General features: G+C 55.1%; 16 protein-coding genes. 7 read left to right on the top strand and 9 right to left on the bottom strand.

Annotation, left to right across the window (positions count from 1 at the left end; translation table 11 throughout):
• Positions 1-3: 3 nt before the first annotated feature.
• From NQF64_RS00570 to aat, 7 genes are all read right to left on the bottom strand, one after another.
• Positions 4-2,733 carry an AsmA family protein gene (locus tag NQF64_RS00570; protein WP_266106142.1) on the bottom strand — a complete coding sequence of 910 codons (2,730 nt, stop codon included), beginning with the start codon at positions 2,731-2,733 and terminating at the stop codon, positions 4-6.
• A 59-nt stretch (positions 2,734-2,792) separates the two neighbouring features.
• Positions 2,793-3,764 (bottom strand): RluA family pseudouridine synthase, encoded by a 972-nt coding sequence (locus NQF64_RS00565; protein ID WP_099026225.1) that lies wholly within the window; start codon positions 3,762-3,764, stop codon positions 2,793-2,795.
• Positions 3,761-5,125 (bottom strand): replication-associated recombination protein A, encoded by a 1,365-nt coding sequence (locus NQF64_RS00560; protein ID WP_407651775.1) that lies wholly within the window; start codon positions 5,123-5,125, stop codon positions 3,761-3,763. Before NQF64_RS00560 ends, NQF64_RS00565 begins: the two co-directional genes overlap by 4 nt.
• A gap of 53 nt (positions 5,126-5,178) precedes the next feature.
• On the bottom strand, positions 5,179-8,421 hold the full coding sequence (locus NQF64_RS00555; protein WP_266106140.1) for an AsmA-like C-terminal region-containing protein: 3,243 nt from the start codon (positions 8,419-8,421) through the stop codon (positions 5,179-5,181).
• A 38-nt stretch (positions 8,422-8,459) separates the two neighbouring features.
• The gene (gene bcp, locus NQF64_RS00550; protein ID WP_266106139.1) at positions 8,460-8,957 is read right to left on the bottom strand and encodes a thioredoxin-dependent thiol peroxidase; all 498 of its coding nucleotides are present in this window, start codon (positions 8,955-8,957) and stop codon (positions 8,460-8,462) included.
• A gap of 3 nt (positions 8,958-8,960) precedes the next feature.
• Positions 8,961-9,827, bottom strand: a complete 867-nt coding sequence (locus tag NQF64_RS00545) for a hypothetical protein (protein WP_099026229.1) — start codon at positions 9,825-9,827, stop codon at positions 8,961-8,963.
• A 95-nt stretch (positions 9,828-9,922) separates the two neighbouring features.
• Positions 9,923-10,597 (bottom strand): leucyl/phenylalanyl-tRNA--protein transferase, encoded by a 675-nt coding sequence (aat, locus tag NQF64_RS00540; protein ID WP_099026230.1) that lies wholly within the window; start codon positions 10,595-10,597, stop codon positions 9,923-9,925.
• A 31-nt stretch (positions 10,598-10,628) separates the two neighbouring features.
• Here aat and NQF64_RS00535 point away from each other — a divergent pair, with 31 nt between their 5' ends.
• On the top strand, positions 10,629-10,820 hold the full coding sequence (locus NQF64_RS00535; protein ID WP_099026231.1) for a hypothetical protein: 192 nt from the start codon (positions 10,629-10,631) through the stop codon (positions 10,818-10,820).
• Positions 10,821-10,825: 5 nt separating this feature from the next.
• On the opposite strand, the gene NQF64_RS00530 is transcribed toward NQF64_RS00535, so the two are convergent.
• Both NQF64_RS00530 and NQF64_RS00525 read right to left on the bottom strand, forming a co-directional pair.
• The gene (locus NQF64_RS00530; RefSeq protein WP_266106138.1) at positions 10,826-11,665 is read right to left on the bottom strand and encodes an EcsC family protein; all 840 of its coding nucleotides are present in this window, start codon (positions 11,663-11,665) and stop codon (positions 10,826-10,828) included.
• A 65-nt stretch (positions 11,666-11,730) separates the two neighbouring features.
• Positions 11,731-12,147 (bottom strand): EVE domain-containing protein, encoded by a 417-nt coding sequence (locus NQF64_RS00525; RefSeq protein ID WP_155579095.1) that lies wholly within the window; start codon positions 12,145-12,147, stop codon positions 11,731-11,733.
• 164 nt (positions 12,148-12,311) lie between these two features.
• Between NQF64_RS00525 and ccmC the strand changes: the two genes are divergently transcribed.
• The 6 genes from ccmC to NQF64_RS00495 are packed head-to-tail and all read left to right on the top strand — an operon-like array spanning position 12,312 to position 16,869.
• The gene (ccmC, locus tag NQF64_RS00520) at positions 12,312-13,052 is read left to right on the top strand and encodes a heme ABC transporter permease CcmC (protein ID WP_266106137.1); all 741 of its coding nucleotides are present in this window, start codon (positions 12,312-12,314) and stop codon (positions 13,050-13,052) included.
• Entirely contained in the window at positions 13,049-13,219 is a 171-nt protein-coding gene (gene ccmD / locus NQF64_RS00515) for a heme exporter protein CcmD (protein ID WP_180794174.1), read from the top strand. Before ccmC ends, ccmD begins: the two co-directional genes overlap by 4 nt.
• Positions 13,220-13,246: 27 nt before the next feature.
• Positions 13,247-13,774: a cytochrome c maturation protein CcmE gene (gene ccmE / locus NQF64_RS00510; protein WP_266106568.1), complete on the top strand. Its 528-nt coding sequence runs from the start codon at positions 13,247-13,249 to the stop codon at positions 13,772-13,774.
• Between the two features lies 1 nt (position 13,775).
• Positions 13,776-15,809 carry a heme lyase CcmF/NrfE family subunit gene (locus NQF64_RS00505; RefSeq protein ID WP_266106136.1) on the top strand — a complete coding sequence of 678 codons (2,034 nt, stop codon included), beginning with the start codon at positions 13,776-13,778 and terminating at the stop codon, positions 15,807-15,809.
• Entirely contained in the window at positions 15,800-16,402 is a 603-nt protein-coding gene (locus NQF64_RS00500; protein ID WP_099026235.1) for a thioredoxin domain-containing protein, read from the top strand. Before NQF64_RS00505 ends, NQF64_RS00500 begins: the two co-directional genes overlap by 10 nt.
• Positions 16,399-16,869, top strand: a complete 471-nt coding sequence (locus tag NQF64_RS00495; RefSeq protein WP_266106135.1) for a cytochrome c-type biogenesis protein — start codon at positions 16,399-16,401, stop codon at positions 16,867-16,869. The genes NQF64_RS00500 and NQF64_RS00495 overlap by 4 nt, the downstream gene beginning before the upstream one ends.
• Positions 16,870-16,871: the final 2 nt, after the last annotated feature.

Here is a 16,871-nt window from a genome sequence, read left to right as displayed (position 1 = left end):
TCTTTAATGCCCACCAAGGCCAAGCGCACGCAGGATACCCCCTGCACCACCGCCATGGTCTTGCTCCCGCTCAGGTAGGGGCAAACCTTGCCGCCCTGCGCGTGCTTGTTGCACAGCATAAGCGCAAGCATCATCACCAAATTTTGCTGTATCAAGCGGGGGCAAAGCGGGGACGCCATCTTTCCCTGCTGTACCGATATGGACGCTTCCCCCTTTACCCTCCAGCAGCAATGGTGTGGAGAAATCCGCTCCAATCACACTAACATGGGGCATAAGCTGAAGCGTATAGCTTTGGTCTGCCAAGGCCATACTGCCCTGCCCAAGGACCGAAAGATGTTTGACCTCCAAAGCCATATCCCCAAAATGAACCTGCCCATGGTTAAACTGCACCACGCCCGCAGCACAGCGCAGGCCCATAGTGCCATCACCCAGCTTGAGCAACCGTGCCGCGGGGCCTGCTAAGGGGGCTAAAACCTCCCGATGGATACGCCCATCCACAATGGAGAGGCCCATCTGCCCTTCAATCGCTTGCAAAAGGTCAGATGGATGCGCACCTTCCGTCCCTAAAGCCCCTACAAGTTGAATTGGCCCCTCCACCGTAACAGGCTGGTTTAACGCCAACTGCACCCAACGTGCGGGCAAAATGAGCGGGTCCGCTTTCATGCCCATCCGCAAAGGTTCAGTAGAGCCATCAAGCACGATCTCGCCCGATAATGATACAGTTTGCACCGCCCCCCCTAGGACAGAAAGAACAAGATGCCCCTCATGCCCTAAAAGATGCAGGTGCAGCCCTTGGTACTCTACCTCCGTACTTTGGAGATGATCAGCCGTAAAATCTATATCCAAGGGTTGGACGGCCAGAGCCCCTAACCAACGCGCCAGAGGGCCATCATGGCCCGGGAGGTTTGCAAAAGCCGCCTCTGCATGAGATTGCCCTCTATGAGCCTCCGCTTCCATCTCGTGAGAGCCAGCATATTGCGCACCTATATAACGATCCCCCGACGAGCGACTCTCTCCTGAGGGCATAGACGTAGCAGGGGGTTGCTCCACTGTTTTGAGCGCAGCACCGAGTGATAAAGTCGGCACAGACGGCTCCGCCGCGCCCCCCGCAAACTCCATAATCGGCGCATAGTGAAAGCGCGTCTCATCCATATGGGCAAGATGTATCTGCCCTGTCAGCCCTGCCGCGCCGAGAGGAGCAGGCACTACCATAGCCGCGCTCCCACCGATCTCCTGACTTTCAAAAACTAGATCATGCAGTGTGACAGACGGCAGGCCCGCCTCCTCTATCGCCCCAAAAGCGAGCTGGCCTTTTAAATGGACATCATGCAGCAAAAGGCCAGAGAACCATCCCCAATCAGGTAATTGCAAAAGATGCGCTTGGCCGGAGACATCCAGCATACTGCCCGTCCGCCCTATTTGCCCTTGCAGAGCGAACGAAACATGCTCTTGCGCGGCATTCCCTTTTTCCGTGTCACTTTGGTTAAAAAGGCTCGCTAACGTTTTGTCCTCACCTTGCAGCTCCATCTTCACCATCACAGGGGTAGAATCACCCGGCAACCCAGCCATTACCGCTTGCTGTAAGCTTTGCACCTCCCCATGGAAGAGCCACGCATACCGCCCCTTGGTGGCCTTACCCTGCATAATAAGAGGGGCTTGTCCGTTCTCAGCATCCAAACGCACATCGCGTAGCTGAAGCCCTGTTGGAGCCGTTACATGCCCTAAATGGAGATGAATCACATCAGGGCGCAAACGCTGTGGCACATGCAACAGAGCATCCGTCAAAGCGACATCAGCCCCTTTATCAAGCCCAGCATCAACCTTATGCGGAACATCAACTGCATGAAGGCGCAGCGTGCCATCAAGCTGCTCCATCTCCACCGGCATAAAATGCGGAAACAGACGATGCAAGCGTTTAAGGGAAGCCCAATGTCCTTCCAGCGTAAAAGCTAAGCCCTGCAGACGATGCGCATCGCTCATTGTTCCATCTAAAGTAGCATGGTCCTGTTGCGTGCCATCTCCTAACGTCATACCAAGGCTGAAAGGCCACGGCCCCTTTTGCTCTGCTTTGGCAGAGAGCAAACGCTCCAACGGCCCCATACGCCCACGCAACGTAAAGGGCGTATGCTCATACTGCCCGCTTAGATCCACCCACGGGCTGGCACTGCGCATACCCTCTAATTCCAAACGCGTGATCTGAACACGACCACTAATCGGCACCTCTCCATCTGAGAGATCATCCTGCCATGAGAGGGTCGCGTTCTTTAGATGCAAAGCCCCAAAGCTTACCTTCCACCGCGGGAGAAGATGGCCCGGCATAGCAGCAGGAACAGCCCCACCTTGTGCCGGCTGAGACATCACCGGCAGCCATGTAGAACATTGCCCCTCGCTTGCCCGATGGAGCATAACCCCTGCCCCATTGATCGTGAAATCTTGAAAAGAAACATCACGATTTAACAACGCAAATAAAGACATATCCGCATGGACAGACCGCGCCACAACAAAGGGCGAGCAACCCGGGCGCGTCAACACCACATTTGTCGCTTGGAAAGACGGCCATGGTAAGAGCTGAAAAGACGTCTCTCCCATTTTAAGCTCTAAGCCTGTTTGGGCTTGGAACACCGCCGTCACCCGCTCACGCAAATGGTTTTGGTCTATCAAAAACTGTGGGGCAAGGCTGATGCCTGTCAGCACGACCACCAACCCTATCAGACTGGCTGCTAGTTTTTTCATCAGCCTCTTCCCTTTCCTTCTTTCACATCGGGCTTGGGTAAAACCAACGCCCCACCATCTTAACGGCTACGGCGGGGCTTAGGGGTATCACCTGCGATAAACCCCAACATCTGAAACGTCTCTTGCATATGCGGCGGCAAAGGAGCCGTAACCTCCAACCGTCCCCCTGCTGGGTGGGGGAAGGCCAGCATACGCGCATGAAGATGCAACCGGTCGGGGAAACCCTCCACATGCGCTGCGGCCCCGCCATAGCGCGGGTCCCCCAAAATAGGCGTGCCTAAGCTCTCTGTATGGACGCGTAATTGATGCGTCCGCCCCGTCCATGGTGAAAGGGCCAGCCAGCTAAACCGCTTACCCGTGGCATCGAGCGTCTCATAAGCACTTTTAGCACTCATCGCATCCTCATCGCCGCGCTCTACTGGCACGATGAGCGAGGCCCCACCAGCCCCTACTTTGGCCAAAGGCTGATCAATAACGCCCTCTGGCGGTGTGGGACGCCCCACCACAACCGCCCAATAGGTCTTGCTCACCTCACGACTACGAAAAGCCGCCGCCAACTTCGCCGCAACGCCGGGCGTCCGCGCCACAAGGAGCAACCCTGATGTATCCCGGTCGATACGGTGAACAAGCCGGGGCTTCTCGCCCCCTTCAGGGCGCAACCCTTCCAACATCATATCCACATGTACGGTAATGCCGGGGCCGCCTTGTGTTGCCAGACCAGAGGGTTTGTTCAACACAATGAGCTGCTCATCCTCATACAGAATCATATCCCGCATTTGTTGGATAAGCTCTGGGTTAGGCGGTGGCGGCGGGGCCGGGCGGCTTTGGTCTGGCAGAGGCGGGATGCGGATGCTCTGGCCGGGGTAAAGCCGTTTATTAGGTTGTACACGCCCACCATCAACCCGCACCTGCCCTTTACGGCATAATTTCTGCAACCCGCCTTGGGTCAAATTGGGATAATGACGGCGGAACCAGCGATCAAGGCGTAAATCGGCCTCATCCTCACTGACAATACGATTCTGAACACTCATGATTGGCGAGATGCCCGTTTCTGCGTCAACATGTCCAGACGCTCGCGAATTCTTTTTTCAAAACCACGATCAACCGGCTCATAAAGCGTCACGCGCTCCATCCCTTCTGGAAAGTAATTTTGGCCAGAGACACCATCCTCATAATCATGGTCATACTCATAACCTTTATTATAGCCTAGCTCCTTCATCAACGCTGTTGGGGCGTTGCGAATATGTGCAGGCGGCATGAGGCTCCCTGTCTGTTTGGCTAAAGCCCGTGCTTGGTTATACGCTTTGTAAACAGCATTCGACTTAGACGCCACAGCAAGATGCACCACAACCTGCGCTAATGCGACCTCCCCCTCTGGCGAGCCAAGACGCTCATAAGCTGTCGCCCCAGCTTGCGCGAGCGGCAGAGAGGTTGGGTCAGCCTCGCCAATATCCTCACTCGCAAAACGCACAAGACGGCGGGCAATATAGCGCGGGTCCTCCCCCCCTTCTAACATACGGGCAAACCAATAAAGGGCCGCGTCAGGATCACTACCACGCAATGATTTATGCAACGCAGAGATAAGATTATAATGCTCATCCCTATCTTTATCATACAAAACAGGACGGCGGGCTAAGGAGCGCGCTAAAGCCTCCGGGGTAAGTGGCTGCGTATCTGCTTTTGTAAGCGATAAAAGCTGCTCCACCATATTAAGCAGATAACGCCCATCCCCATCCGCCATTGCCCTTAGTGAGGCCCGTCCTTCCTTGGTGAGCGGGAGGGTGCGGCCTATCTCCCCCTCGGCACGGCACAATAATTGCTCCAACGCCTCATCATCAAGACGATGCAACACCAAGACCTGACAACGCGATAAAAGAGCGGAGTTCAGCGCAAAGGAGGGGTTCTCCGTTGTCGCTCCCACCAATACGACCGTGCCGCGCTCCACATAGGGGAGGAAGCCATCTTGCTGCGCCCGATTAAAACGGTGAATCTCATCAACAAATAATAGCGTCCCCCGCCCGGTAGCCTCTGCTTTGCGCCGTGCTTCCTCAAACGCCTTTTTTAAATCTGCCACGCCTGAAAAGACGGCTGAGATTTTCGTATAAAACAACCCAGCTTGAGCGGCGAGAAGCTGAGCAATGGTCGTCTTACCACAGCCCGGCCCACCCCAGAGGATTAAGCTTGAGAGATGGCCGCTCTCTAACATCCGTGTCAGCGTGCCTTCTGGCCCTAAGAGATGCTCTTGACCGCGAACATCCCCTAGATGTTGCGGGCGCAATCGGTCTGCTAAAGGCTGCGTCCCCGCCTTATGCCCTATAGCAGCCCCACGGCGTGGCAATGCCGCTCCCGCCTCTGGCTCCTCTGAGGGAGACCTACCAAAGAGATCCGCCATAATCTCCGCCCTCATCCTCTCTCACATTTATCCGACAGCCTTGATGATAAAAGCTACTCGAACAAACGCCTTAATATAGCCGGCACAAATGCTGAGAGATAATTAACATGCAAGGCGGGTTTGGCAAAACTCCCCTCTAGCTTATAGGTCACCGCCATGGCCCCACTGCCTTTTTTAGCCCCAAAGACGCTCCCTGCGGCTTGATTCACCCCAAAGAATGGCGAGAGCGTCCCTTGCATATGCAACATCTCCTGCCCGAGATCGACCTGCCCTTTCATCGTGCCCCCAAAGATGGCATTGCTGGCTCGGCCATCCTCCACGTCCAATTGGTTCCCCGCCATATGGAACGACGCACGAAGGCGCACATCCTCAAAACGTTCCCGTGAGATCTGCCCCCAATGCAAGGGGGCAGCAAAGGTAGCCACAACTAAGGGTGTTGGCGGATGCTCTAAGTTTAGATGGTCTATTTTAAGCGTCCCCGTAAAAGGAGGCAGACCAAGGCCTATACCCATTGTTTGCTCTGCCTCCGTCACCGAGCTTCCCGGTACTACAGGCTGACAGCGCCCCTCCAAATCCACCGTACCACCGGTAAGTTGCTGATAAACCCCAAGGGAGGCCAGCCAAGCCCCAAAATCCGCTACCGTAAACTTCACATCATACGCGCCCTTCTGCCCGGGGATGGGGCTGAGGTCAAAAGCGAGCGGATTAGGTTGGCGTATATGCAAGGCAAGCTCTGTTACATGGTGAGCCGCCCATTGCGCACGCACTATGACATGAGAGGCCGTTTTCGCCTTTCCATAAAAGACTTTATCAGCCTCCAGACTCACCTTCCACGTCCCCGCTGGGAGGAAAGATGTGCGCGATTTGGATGGCGATTTACCCGCACCCGCAGGAGGCTTCGCAACAGGTTGCCCCTTCTTCTTCCCCCACCATGGGGTAAGGTCTAAAAGCTCTGCTTGAATATTCGCTTGATAACGTGCTGTCAGATCACCCTTTAAAGGCCAGTCTAACACAGCGTTGCCCTCTGTCCGGCCAAGTTGAAAGTGCGTCAGATGAACACCGCCCACCTGCCCTTGCCGCACGCGCCCCTCCGCCTTTAAAGCAATCTGCGGCCCATGCGCTTGCACATCATCCAACCCGACAAGCTTACCATTCTCCCATAGGATTGTCCCAACTAAACCTGCATCCACCCCGGCGGGCTTCTGCCAGAAAGAAGCTGTCACAGCGAGCGGCGTAAGGTCTAGCTGTAATTGAGCCTTCGTACGTTTATGCTTGTTGCCTAATCCATATTGTTCATACACAACATGACTTTGCGCTTTACCTTTTAACACGGAAGGCCGCGCAATAGAGGCAGGCACCCCAAGGGTGCGAAACTCCGCTACACCAAGCGGGGCGGTTAAATCAGCCTTCAATAACAAACGCCCTGCAATATTGGATTGGAAACTATCAAACACACTCCCCGCTACTGTAAGACCACGAAAAACCGCCCCGCCTTTAATCGTCAGGCTAGTCTCATTAATAGAAAGCCGTCCCCACCCTTGCTGTACATGGTCAATACCGGGCATCGCTATCCCAATATCGTGAATGTCAAACGCTGCCCCGAACTGCAACTCCTTCATACTGACATGTTTTTTAAGCGGTAATTTGATTGTAAAAGTTCCCTTCATCTCGCCCTGCGTTGTCGCCGGGTCAACAGGATGACGGGCTAAGAGATTCAAACGGGGATATGATAAAATATATAAAAAAGGTGGTAATTTGCCCTCTATCCCCAAAGAGAACTCACCCATTTGTTCATGATGTAACAAATCACTCAATATAATGCGCCCAGAAGGCAGCAAAACCATACCGCCTTTACCGTCAGCAATATGGCCGTGCTGAAGGTCTATTTGCAATGTCTCTGGCCCTATGAAATGGGCATGAGCATATTCCCCCGTTACTTGGGGCATATTATCTAACCATGTCACATTCAGCCCATGGCCAATCAAATCACCATCCAAAGCATGGACATCCAACCCCGCTAAACCCGTTGTACTGGAGAAATAGAGGATAAGCCGGAGATGATCCCCCCGCCCGGCAGTCATATTGGTTGTCATCCAACGCCGCGCACCGCGAGCGGCCCCTTCTGGCCAGACGCTCGCTAATGTTGCAAAATCGAAGGCAGCAACCTTACCATCTACCGTCATGCTGACATTATGTGCATGCTGTAGATGGTCCATTTCGCCATGAGCATCAATAACAAATGGGACAGGAATCTCATGGGAATCCAGAGCAGTTAGATCCGTATGCAGGGCCAATGCCCACGGCTCGGGCTTATCAGCATGAGCCGGCCCAAAGGTGAAGCGCGACCGAGCCGATGACACACGGAAAGGCATCTTCCCCGGCCGAATAACCTCCCCCGCCCCAGCCTCAACTGTGCCACTAAGCGTCTCGAACGCTCCTAACACACCGCGTTGCTGAAACTGCCCTTCTAGCTGAAAAGCAAGCGGCAGATTAGCGACTAGAAGCCCTTTCTTCTGCTCATTCGCCACAGGAATCCACGGGGCCAAAGCGGGCAAGCGCATAGGGGAAAGAGTGAAGTGCCAATGGCTTTTCCCGCTCCCCTCTGGGGCAATATCGCCCTTAATCTGCACCGTCGCGATATCCAAGCCTTCCACCAAGCCCGGCCCACGAAGAGAAAGCGCAAATTGGCCTTGCCAGCCGCTCCGCGTTGTATAATCCGCTTGCATATCCGGCATACTCATCACCAAAGAGGCATCTGGTTGAGCCTCATCCAACATGGTGAGATGAATATCATGCATAGTAAGATGATACGGCACGAGCGAAGCGAAGGACTCAGCCCCCCCAGAGCGATGATGCGTCCGTGCATTACGCCCCATCCCTGCAACCTGCACACGGCCTTGTAAGGTCTTTATCAGGGTTACATTGACCCCTTGCACCTCAAGCGAGCGCGCCCTCACCGTCCCACGCAATAGAGAAGCTAATTTAAAGGTAAACCCCACATGCTCTATATGCTGTATAGGAGCAGAAGGAGCGATGAAGCGAATATTATCAAACTGCAATAATAATTTGGAGGAGTGACCGCCCTTTTGCGGTTGCCATGCGAGGGCCATGCGCTCCCATTGCAATGTCCCCCCGCCTATATGTGTTAACGCCCCACCCCACCGATGGGATAGACCCGTCACATCCAACGGTCCCTGCGCTAACCGCCCCAAAAGCAGAGCCACAGCCAATAACACCCCAACAAATGGGATTAAAAGACCAAACGCCACACGGCGTACCATTGGCTGCCAGTTCATACTCTAGGAGACCTCAAGAAGGACATATCTAAAAAGCCTTACAGCTGTGCTAAAGCCTCTTGCACCCAAGCCACATGCTTTGCAGGGCTGACCTTCCGCTTAAAAGCAGCAATACGCCCCTGCGCATCAATAAGGAAGGAGCTACGCTCTATCCCCATAAACTCACGCCCATACAGCTTTTTAAGCACCCAAACGCCATAAGCCTCAGCCAATTTATGCTCATGGTCGGAAAGGAGCGTAAAGCTCAGTGCCTGCTTGGTGAGGAACGTCTCTAACGCGCCAAGAGCATCGGGACTAACACCCAGTACTGTCAGCCCCTCCCCACCGGGGATGCGTAATTCTGCCAAATGGTCACGCAAATCACACGCTTGCGTTGTACAACCCGGCGTAGAAGCCCGCGGGTAGAAGTATAATAAATAAGGTTTACCTTTTAGCGAGGCACTCTCTACCTGCGTTTCCCCTTGTGGACCAACGCCCTCCAACGTGAAGTCCGGCGCGCTCTGCCCAAGCTCTATTACGTGCGTTTCTTGCGTCATGGCTTATTGCCCCTCATTGCTGCTTGTAGGTTGGTCGCTATGGGTAACACTCCCATCCCCTACCGAATCATCAGGGCTATGAGGTTGGTCCCCAGCAGGTTGCTCCACAGCCTCATGGCCCCCACGGCGCATACCCTCCATCGCAGCACCCGGCACGGGCGGCTGGCCTTGCTGAGATTGCTGTGCTTGCTGCGCCTGCTTTTGTGCAAGCTGCTTCTTCATCTTGGCAAATGGATCAAACTTCTGGAACCCAGCTGGAGGCGTAAAAATATCCGCAGGTAAGTCTTTATACTCTACGGCAATGGCCTTTAAACGGCCCGTTAGCCCATCAGCATCCACCCCTTCTTCAGAGAGAATAAGACCATCCTCCGTCACACAGGCTTTTGCTTTGCCGCGCTTGCTATCAATCGTCCAATTCTGACACGTGACATGAGCAATCTGCTCCGTTCCCTCAGGGTGGTAGGTCATCCCTAACCCTAAGAAGAACGGATTATGCAACCCATGCATAGGGCGAAACTCAATATAACGCCGCTCTTGCATACTCACGAGCGTCATAATCTGGGTTTGGCGATTTAAAATTGTTGCACTGCGGCCATCGTCAGGGTCTATCCGTAGCCGGTCTCCTGATGCAGCGAAGGATACTTTGACTTGATGCTCCGGCTCACTGCCTTTTTTATCACCCGGCAGCACCTCCGTTTGGAAGCGATACGTCACCACCGCATCCCGCGTGGGAGATAGCGGCGGGTGATCCGCCCCTGCCCATGCAAGAGACGTATGAGCCCCTACCAGAATCGCCAATGAGGCAGCCGCTATCACACCACCCTTGCCGCATCTATGCTGCCCATCCCGCTTGATACGCCAAAGTGTCATCACTGCCTCTCTTTCTTGCTCGTCTCATTCACAATCTCACCCCCACCATAATCAGACCAAAAAGAGAGAGCCAGAGGGAAAAATGCCCCCGCCCTTCATCTCCCTTTAGAACGCTGGGCCATAAGGGTAATCTCGGCTGCCAAAGCCTCCAAACTTATATCATCAGGCCAATGGCCTTCCTGCATCATGGCCGCCTCAAGCTGCTGTTTATACGCTATAAAGGGGACAGACACCCCACCCAAACGCGCTAAATGAGGGGTGATATATTGCGTATCTAAAAGCTTATACCCCCCACGCCGCAATGCCGCCATGAGATGCACCAGCGCGATTTTGGAGGCATCCCGCACGCGCGAGACCATGCTCTCCCCAAAGAACGCCCCATGCAGGGAGACGCCATAAAGCCCGCCGAGCAAAGCCCCGCTCTCTTTATCGCGCACCTCGACAGAATGAGCATGACCTAAGCGATGCAACTCCCCATAAAGCTGCCGAATCCGCCCGCTAATCCATGTCTCTGGCCGCTCAGCGGTGGCTTGGGCACAGGCTTGCATCATGCCATCAAAATCTTCATCACTACAAAGGCGATAATGCCCGGCTAAGACGCTCCGCATCAACCGCCGCGGTAGGCGGATGGCCTCCAAAGGCTCTAGCGGGATAATCCCCCGCTCTTGTGGGCAGAACCATTCCAGCTCATCGCTCTGCTCATCTGGAGCCATGGGAAATAAACCTGCCGCATAAGCGCGCAAAACTAACTCAGCCGTGATAGTCTCCATCTCTCAAGCAGCCCTTATAGAAAGACTCTTCATGTCCACACGTCAGCCTTCATCCTACCAAACATATATCTACGCTCTCAGCCTAGGGCTGGCATTCATGCTGCAACTCGCCCGCCCTGCCCTGCGCCCTCTTATGAACATCATTGAGGTTGGCTGCCTTCTTGGCATCCTCATCTTCGCCCCGTTAGAGCTTTACCAGCTCTGCCGTCATAAAAAGGGCTGATGCGTCTAGCCCTCTGCCCCTGCATGACCCCGATACGCCTCGGCAGCCTCCTGCACGGCCATACCGTGGGTGCGCTCCAACCGCCGGATGGTGAAATGCGCTTTCGCCACCGCACGATAATGCGCCAAAAAGGCGGAGTTAATCGCTGCCCCACATAAGGCCCCCGCTACCGGGACCATCTGCGCCGCTAATTTGCGGGAGAGAGCCATCCCATAATGGCCAGCAACTTCCGCCATAAGCAATACAAGCGGCTGACCGCGCATGAGGCTGCGTGCTGCAAAAAAGCCGAGCTCACCTTGCCCCTCACCCGGCTCGCCGCCCTGTTTGCCGCCCATATTCCGTAGGGCAAAGACTTCCAAACACGCGCGGCGTGTTTCCTCGCTTTGCAAATCCTCCCCATTTTCCTGCGCGATAATGGCAATCTCACGCATAATCGTTAGGGTGGTAAAGCCAATATCCGGCCCCATGCTCATAAGGCCGCCAAAGCCGCCCGCCGCGCCAGAAGCTGCAACAACGGCTTGCCTCATCCTCTCCTTAATCGCGTGCTGAGGCCGCCCCTTTTGCCGCTCCAACCCCAAAATCGCGATGCGATAAGCTTGCTCTAACGCTGTACCGGCAAGGGATTGCACCTTCTCTTGCAGGCCCGGTGCCAAAGAGAGCGTATGCAAGCCCAAATGCGCTGCACGACCAACCGCACCGCCCATCAAATCCGCCAAACGGGTTAGGGTGCTACGCCCCTTCTCAACACCATCAAGCACGGCATGTAATTGGGACAGAGCCTCCGTATCGAGGTCCTGAAACAGAAAAGCCGCGCTGGGCACATGCTCTTTCCGCTCGTTACTCATGCTCTGTACCTCCTTTTAAGAATCGGCTTTTACACAAAAGCTTCCTCGTTGTTACTAACCTTTAATCAGGCTTTTTCCCACTGGCCCTTTTTTGTGAGATACGCAAACTCCTCCTCCCGCACCGGTGCGACCGAAAGACGAGACTGCTTCAATAAAGCCATCTCTGTTAAGGTAGGGTCGGCTTTAATCTCTGCCAATGTGATAGGCTGTACAAAAGCCCCATCTGCTTTAACATCCACACAGACCCAACGCGGGTCCTCTGCTGTTGGGTCGGGGTAAGCTTCCTTCACAACCTCTACCACACCGACAATGCGCTTTTCCGTCACGGAATGATAGAACAACGCCTTATCGCCGCATTTCATGGCCTTCAAATTATTCCGCGCTTGATAATTCCGCACGCCTGTCCATGGCTCAACATCATTCTGCACCTGCTCATCCCACGAAAAAGACGCTGGCTCCGATTTAATCAGCCAGAAGGCCATGGCTCCATTCTCCTTATATTCTATACGCTATTGGCCCCACCATGCCCGACTTCATCTCTTTTTCAAAGAGTCGTTTCCTACAGGATGGTGCGAACATGCTTACGGCCCCCACCCTTCATATTTTTCATTTTCTTCCGCCCCCTAAAACGTCCATACTAGGGGCTATGCGCATATCCTCATCCCTAACCCGTTGGACAACCAGCCCCACCGCGTGCCTCACACTCATCCGCCGCCTCACCCTCCCTTGCTTATGTGTAGGGTTAAGCATGCTGGCTGTTGGGATGATATGGGGCCTCTTTTTTGCCCCGGCGGACTGGCAACAGGGAGAGACTGTCCGCATCATGTTCCTCCATGTCCCGATGGCATGGCTTGCCAGTTTGGATTACGCCCTCCTCGCCTTATGTGGCTTTCTCTATCTTGTATGGCGCAACCCTCTTATTGGTCTTATCGCTGTGGAGGCAGGGCCGCTTGGGGCTATGGCTGCGGCTTTATGCCTCATCACAGGCTCACTATGGGGCAAACCAAGCTGGGGAACATGGTGGGTATGGGATGCACGGCTCACCTCCGTCCTCATTCTCTTTTGCCTCTATCTTGGTCACATCCTTACCATCCGCGCATTTGATGACCCACTCCGCGGCCAACGCGCAGCGGCCCTGCTGGCCCTTGCCGGGGCGGTAGACCTCCCCATCATCAAATTCAGCGTCCAATGGTGGAATAGCCTGCACCAGCCTGCCAGCATCACCCTTACCAAAGCCCCAACTATGGCTATGAGCTTCTTTTACCCACTCATAGTCTGTACCATCGGCTTTACCCTTACAGGGTTCGCCCTTTTATTGCTCCGCCTCCATGCCGCCTTGCTCGAGCGCCGCGCCCAAGCCCTTGCCATGCAGGACCCCACATTATGACCCCACCCTCATGGCCCCCTCATTGGGGCTTTATCCTCGCCAGCTATGGGCTTACCTGCCTTGCCGTCCTGCTCATCCTCGGTGGTAGCCTCATCCGTTTATATCGTGCAAAACGGCGTCTTGCCCTTATGCACCGCCTCTATAAACCGTCATCCTCTTTAGACTAACGCTCTATGCCCTCATCACGCCCTTTCATGCGCCGTAAGGCTGGCCGGTTTTGGCTCATCATCGCATGCCTAAGCTGCTTCGCTGGGGCGGTGGGATTGATCATGCATGCGCTCTCCAGCACGATTATCTTCTTCATGACCCCTGCACAAATACACGCACACCCCCCACCCATACACCAAACCATCCGGCTAGGCGGCATGGTGGTGGCAGGCTCCCTCCATAACCAACCCACCCAAGATGGCACGCCAGATACCTCCTTTGAGGTCACAGATGGCCAAACCGCCTTGCGCGTCTCCTATCACGGCATTTTACCCGACCTCTTCCGCGAAGGGCAAAGCGTTGTGGCTTTGGGCTATTATCAGCCTTCAGGATATTTCCTCGCTTCTGAGGTCCTCGCTAAACATGACGAAACTTACATGCCCAAAGAGGTGGCTGATGCTCTGCAAAAAACCGGCAAATGGGACCCTCGCTTTGGCCCCCCACCTGATGCTGCAAGTTGGAACCGTATGACCGCCCCCGCCAAAAGCTCCACCACCCTAAAGAACACACCCTGATATGCAGGCCCTTTTCACCACACTGCTTGCACCCTTAGCCCCCGTCTTTTCACCAGAAAGCGGGCATTTTGCCCTCGCCCTCGCTTGTGTGCTTGCTGCCCTGCAAGGAATATTACCCCTCATAGGGTTGCGCCGCGCCCATAGCCCGCTTACAGCCTTGGCCCGCCCGCTTGCCCTCAGCCATTGCCTCGCATTGCTCATCTCGTGGGCCTGCCTCATCATCGCTGCTTTAGGGGATGATTTCTCCCTCAAACTCATTGCCGATAACTCTGCCATCAACAAACCATGGCCTTATAAAATAGCCGGATTATGGGGCAATCATGAAGGCTCTCTCCTTTTATGGGTGAGCTTGCTAAGCCTCTATTGCGCCCTCTTAGCCCTCCTCCCCGGCCAAAGCCCCCGCCATCCCGCCGGGTTGCCACCCCGTTTACGCAGCCGCCTCCTCGCCCTTTTAGGCATCGTCAGTGCAGGATTTGAGCTTTTTTGTCTCACAACCTCCAACCCCTTCCTCCGCCTCTGGCCCGTCCCGATAGATGGGCTAGGGATGAACCCCCTACTGCAAGACCCCGGCCTCGCTGTGCATCCACCCCTATTATATAGCGGCTATGTCGGCTTTGCCGTGCCCTTCGCCTTTGCCATAAGTGCCTTGCTAGATGGCCGCGCCGATGCGCTTTGGGCACGCTATGCCCGCCCATGGGTCATCAGCGCATGGGCGTTGCTTACATTAGGCATCACATTAGGCGCGTGGTGGTCCTATGCCGTCTTAGGATGGGGGGGCTATTGGTTTTGGGACCCGGTGGAAAATGCCGCGCTCATCCCGTGGTTAACAGGCACAGCCCTCCTCCATAGCGTCATTGTGGTGGAAAAACGCAGCCATTTGCAAAGCTGGTGCCTCTTACTCGCCCTCGCCACCTTCGCGCTCTCACTCTCTGGCACATTCCTTGTCCGCTCGGGGATTCTCAACTCCGTTCATGCCTTTGCGAATGACCCGGCACGCGGCCTTTTTATCCTTGCCTTATTGGGCCTTTATGGCGGGGGTGGATTATTACTTTTCGCCTTGCGCGCGCCTAACCTCCTGCCACCAGCAACACCATCCTTCACCCCCCTCTCACGGGAAGGAGCGTTAGTCCTTAACAACATCCTCCTCTGCACCTTATGCGCCATCGTGCTTACAGGCACGCTCTACCCACCTTTTATGCAACTGCTCTTTGGGCGCACCTTATCGGTCGGTAAACCGTTTTTTGAGGCCACAACAACGCCATTCATCATCCCGCTCCTCCTCCTAATGGGGGGCAGCATGGCCTTACCTTGGCGTTATGCCCCTATAAACCCAACCTTACGCCGTCTTGCGCTGCCTCTATGCTTTACTCTTGGGGCCATTCTGCCCGCCTTCTGGCTCTTTCCCACCGCTTTGGCAGCGAGTGTGGCTGTCCTCGCTCTTTGGGTTATCAACGCAGCTTTAAACGACCTCATCTCGCGTTTTTATACAATGCCGCAAGAGCATCGCGGCCTCTCCCGCTTGCCACGCAGCCTTTGGGCAACAAGCCTTGCTCATATTGGGGTCGGCATCACAATGCTGGGCCTATGCGGCATGGCTGGCAGCCAAGAACGCCTCATTGAGGCCCAAATAGGCACGCATCTCCACTTTGGCGGGCATGATTGGGCCCTCACCGCTCTCACCCCTCATCATGGCCCGAATTATGAGGCAGTAGAAGCTCACATCATCATCCGCCGTCATGATGCACATGGTCCCGTGCTAGCCACCCTTGAGCCGCAAATCCGCCTTTTCCCCCAACAGGGGCAAAAAATCCTGCATGTCGCAATCATCCACCGCCCGTTAGAGGACCTCTACGCCGCCTTAGGGAGTGTTAAAGAGGTCCAAACTCCGCAGGATCAAAACACCTACCGCGTTATTTTACGCGTGCATGAAAATCCCCTCGCCTCTTGGCTATGGTTTGGCGGAATCATCATGGCCATGGGCGGCGTCTTACATCTCATCCCCGCACGCCGTAAGAGGAGGCCCGCATGCGCCTAACACGCCGCCATTATCTCGCTGCTCTGCCCGCTTTAGGGGCCGCTGGCTTAGGGGGTGGGTTCCTCTACATGCTCCGCCATGCCACCCAAGGGACATTCGACCCCAAAGCCGTTCGCAACCCACGGCTAGGCCAAGCGGTCCCCGCCTTCTCTCCCCTGCCAGCCTTGCCAGAACAACCTACCCCTTGCCCCGGCCTCTCATGGCAGGATTTTCACACCCTCACGCAGCCTGTCCTCCTGCTCATCTGGGCCTCATGGTGCTTACCTTGTCTGGAGGAAATCCCCTTCCTCCGCCAGCATATCGCGGGGGAGACCACTACCGCATCCCCGCTCGCTTTATGGGGGGTTTGTTATAAAGATACCCCCTCACAAGCCGCGCACTGGCTAGAGCAAGCACATCACCCCTTCAGCCGTCTAGGCATGGATTATGACGGCCAATGCGCTATTGAATGGGGCGTAACAGGCGTGCCGGAGAGCTTCCTCATCCTCCCTCATCCTCTAACAGGCAGCCGCATTGTCTGGCACGGGACGGGGAGTTTAACAGAAGCACTCTATCGTGAGCAGATTCAACCCTTTTTAAGAGGGGCATTATGATGCGCATCTGCCTAAAGGGCCTGCTCCTCCTCGCCATCTGCCTATATGGAAGCTCCATCGGCCATGCTATTGATAGCCCTGATGAAATGCTACCTGACCCGGTATTAGAACAAAAAGCCCAGCATATTGGCCAGCAATTACGCTGCCTCGTCTGCCAAAATGAGAGCATTGAGGAAAGCTCCGCCCCCCTAGCAAAAGACCTCCGCCACATCGTACGTCAGCAACTCCAGCAAGGCCGCTCACCAAAAGACATCACCTTATGGATGACCCAACGCTATGGGGAGTTCATCCGTTTACAACCGCGCTTCTCTGCATCGACAGCCTTGCTCTGGCTTATGCCACTCCTCAGCCTTATGATAGGCTTCCTCCTAGCACGCCCCCTCTGGGCACGCCGCACCTCTCCCCCGCCACCCCCCCTCACTGTGGAAGAACGCCAAAAACTCAATCAGTTTTTCAATAAGGACTAGCC

Source organism: Bombella saccharophila (assembly GCF_026385475.1).
Classification (GTDB): domain Bacteria; phylum Pseudomonadota; class Alphaproteobacteria; order Acetobacterales; family Acetobacteraceae; genus Bombella; species Bombella saccharophila.
Note: the sequence above shows the minus strand (reverse complement) of the source record. Positions and strands in the feature narration are given on the sequence as shown.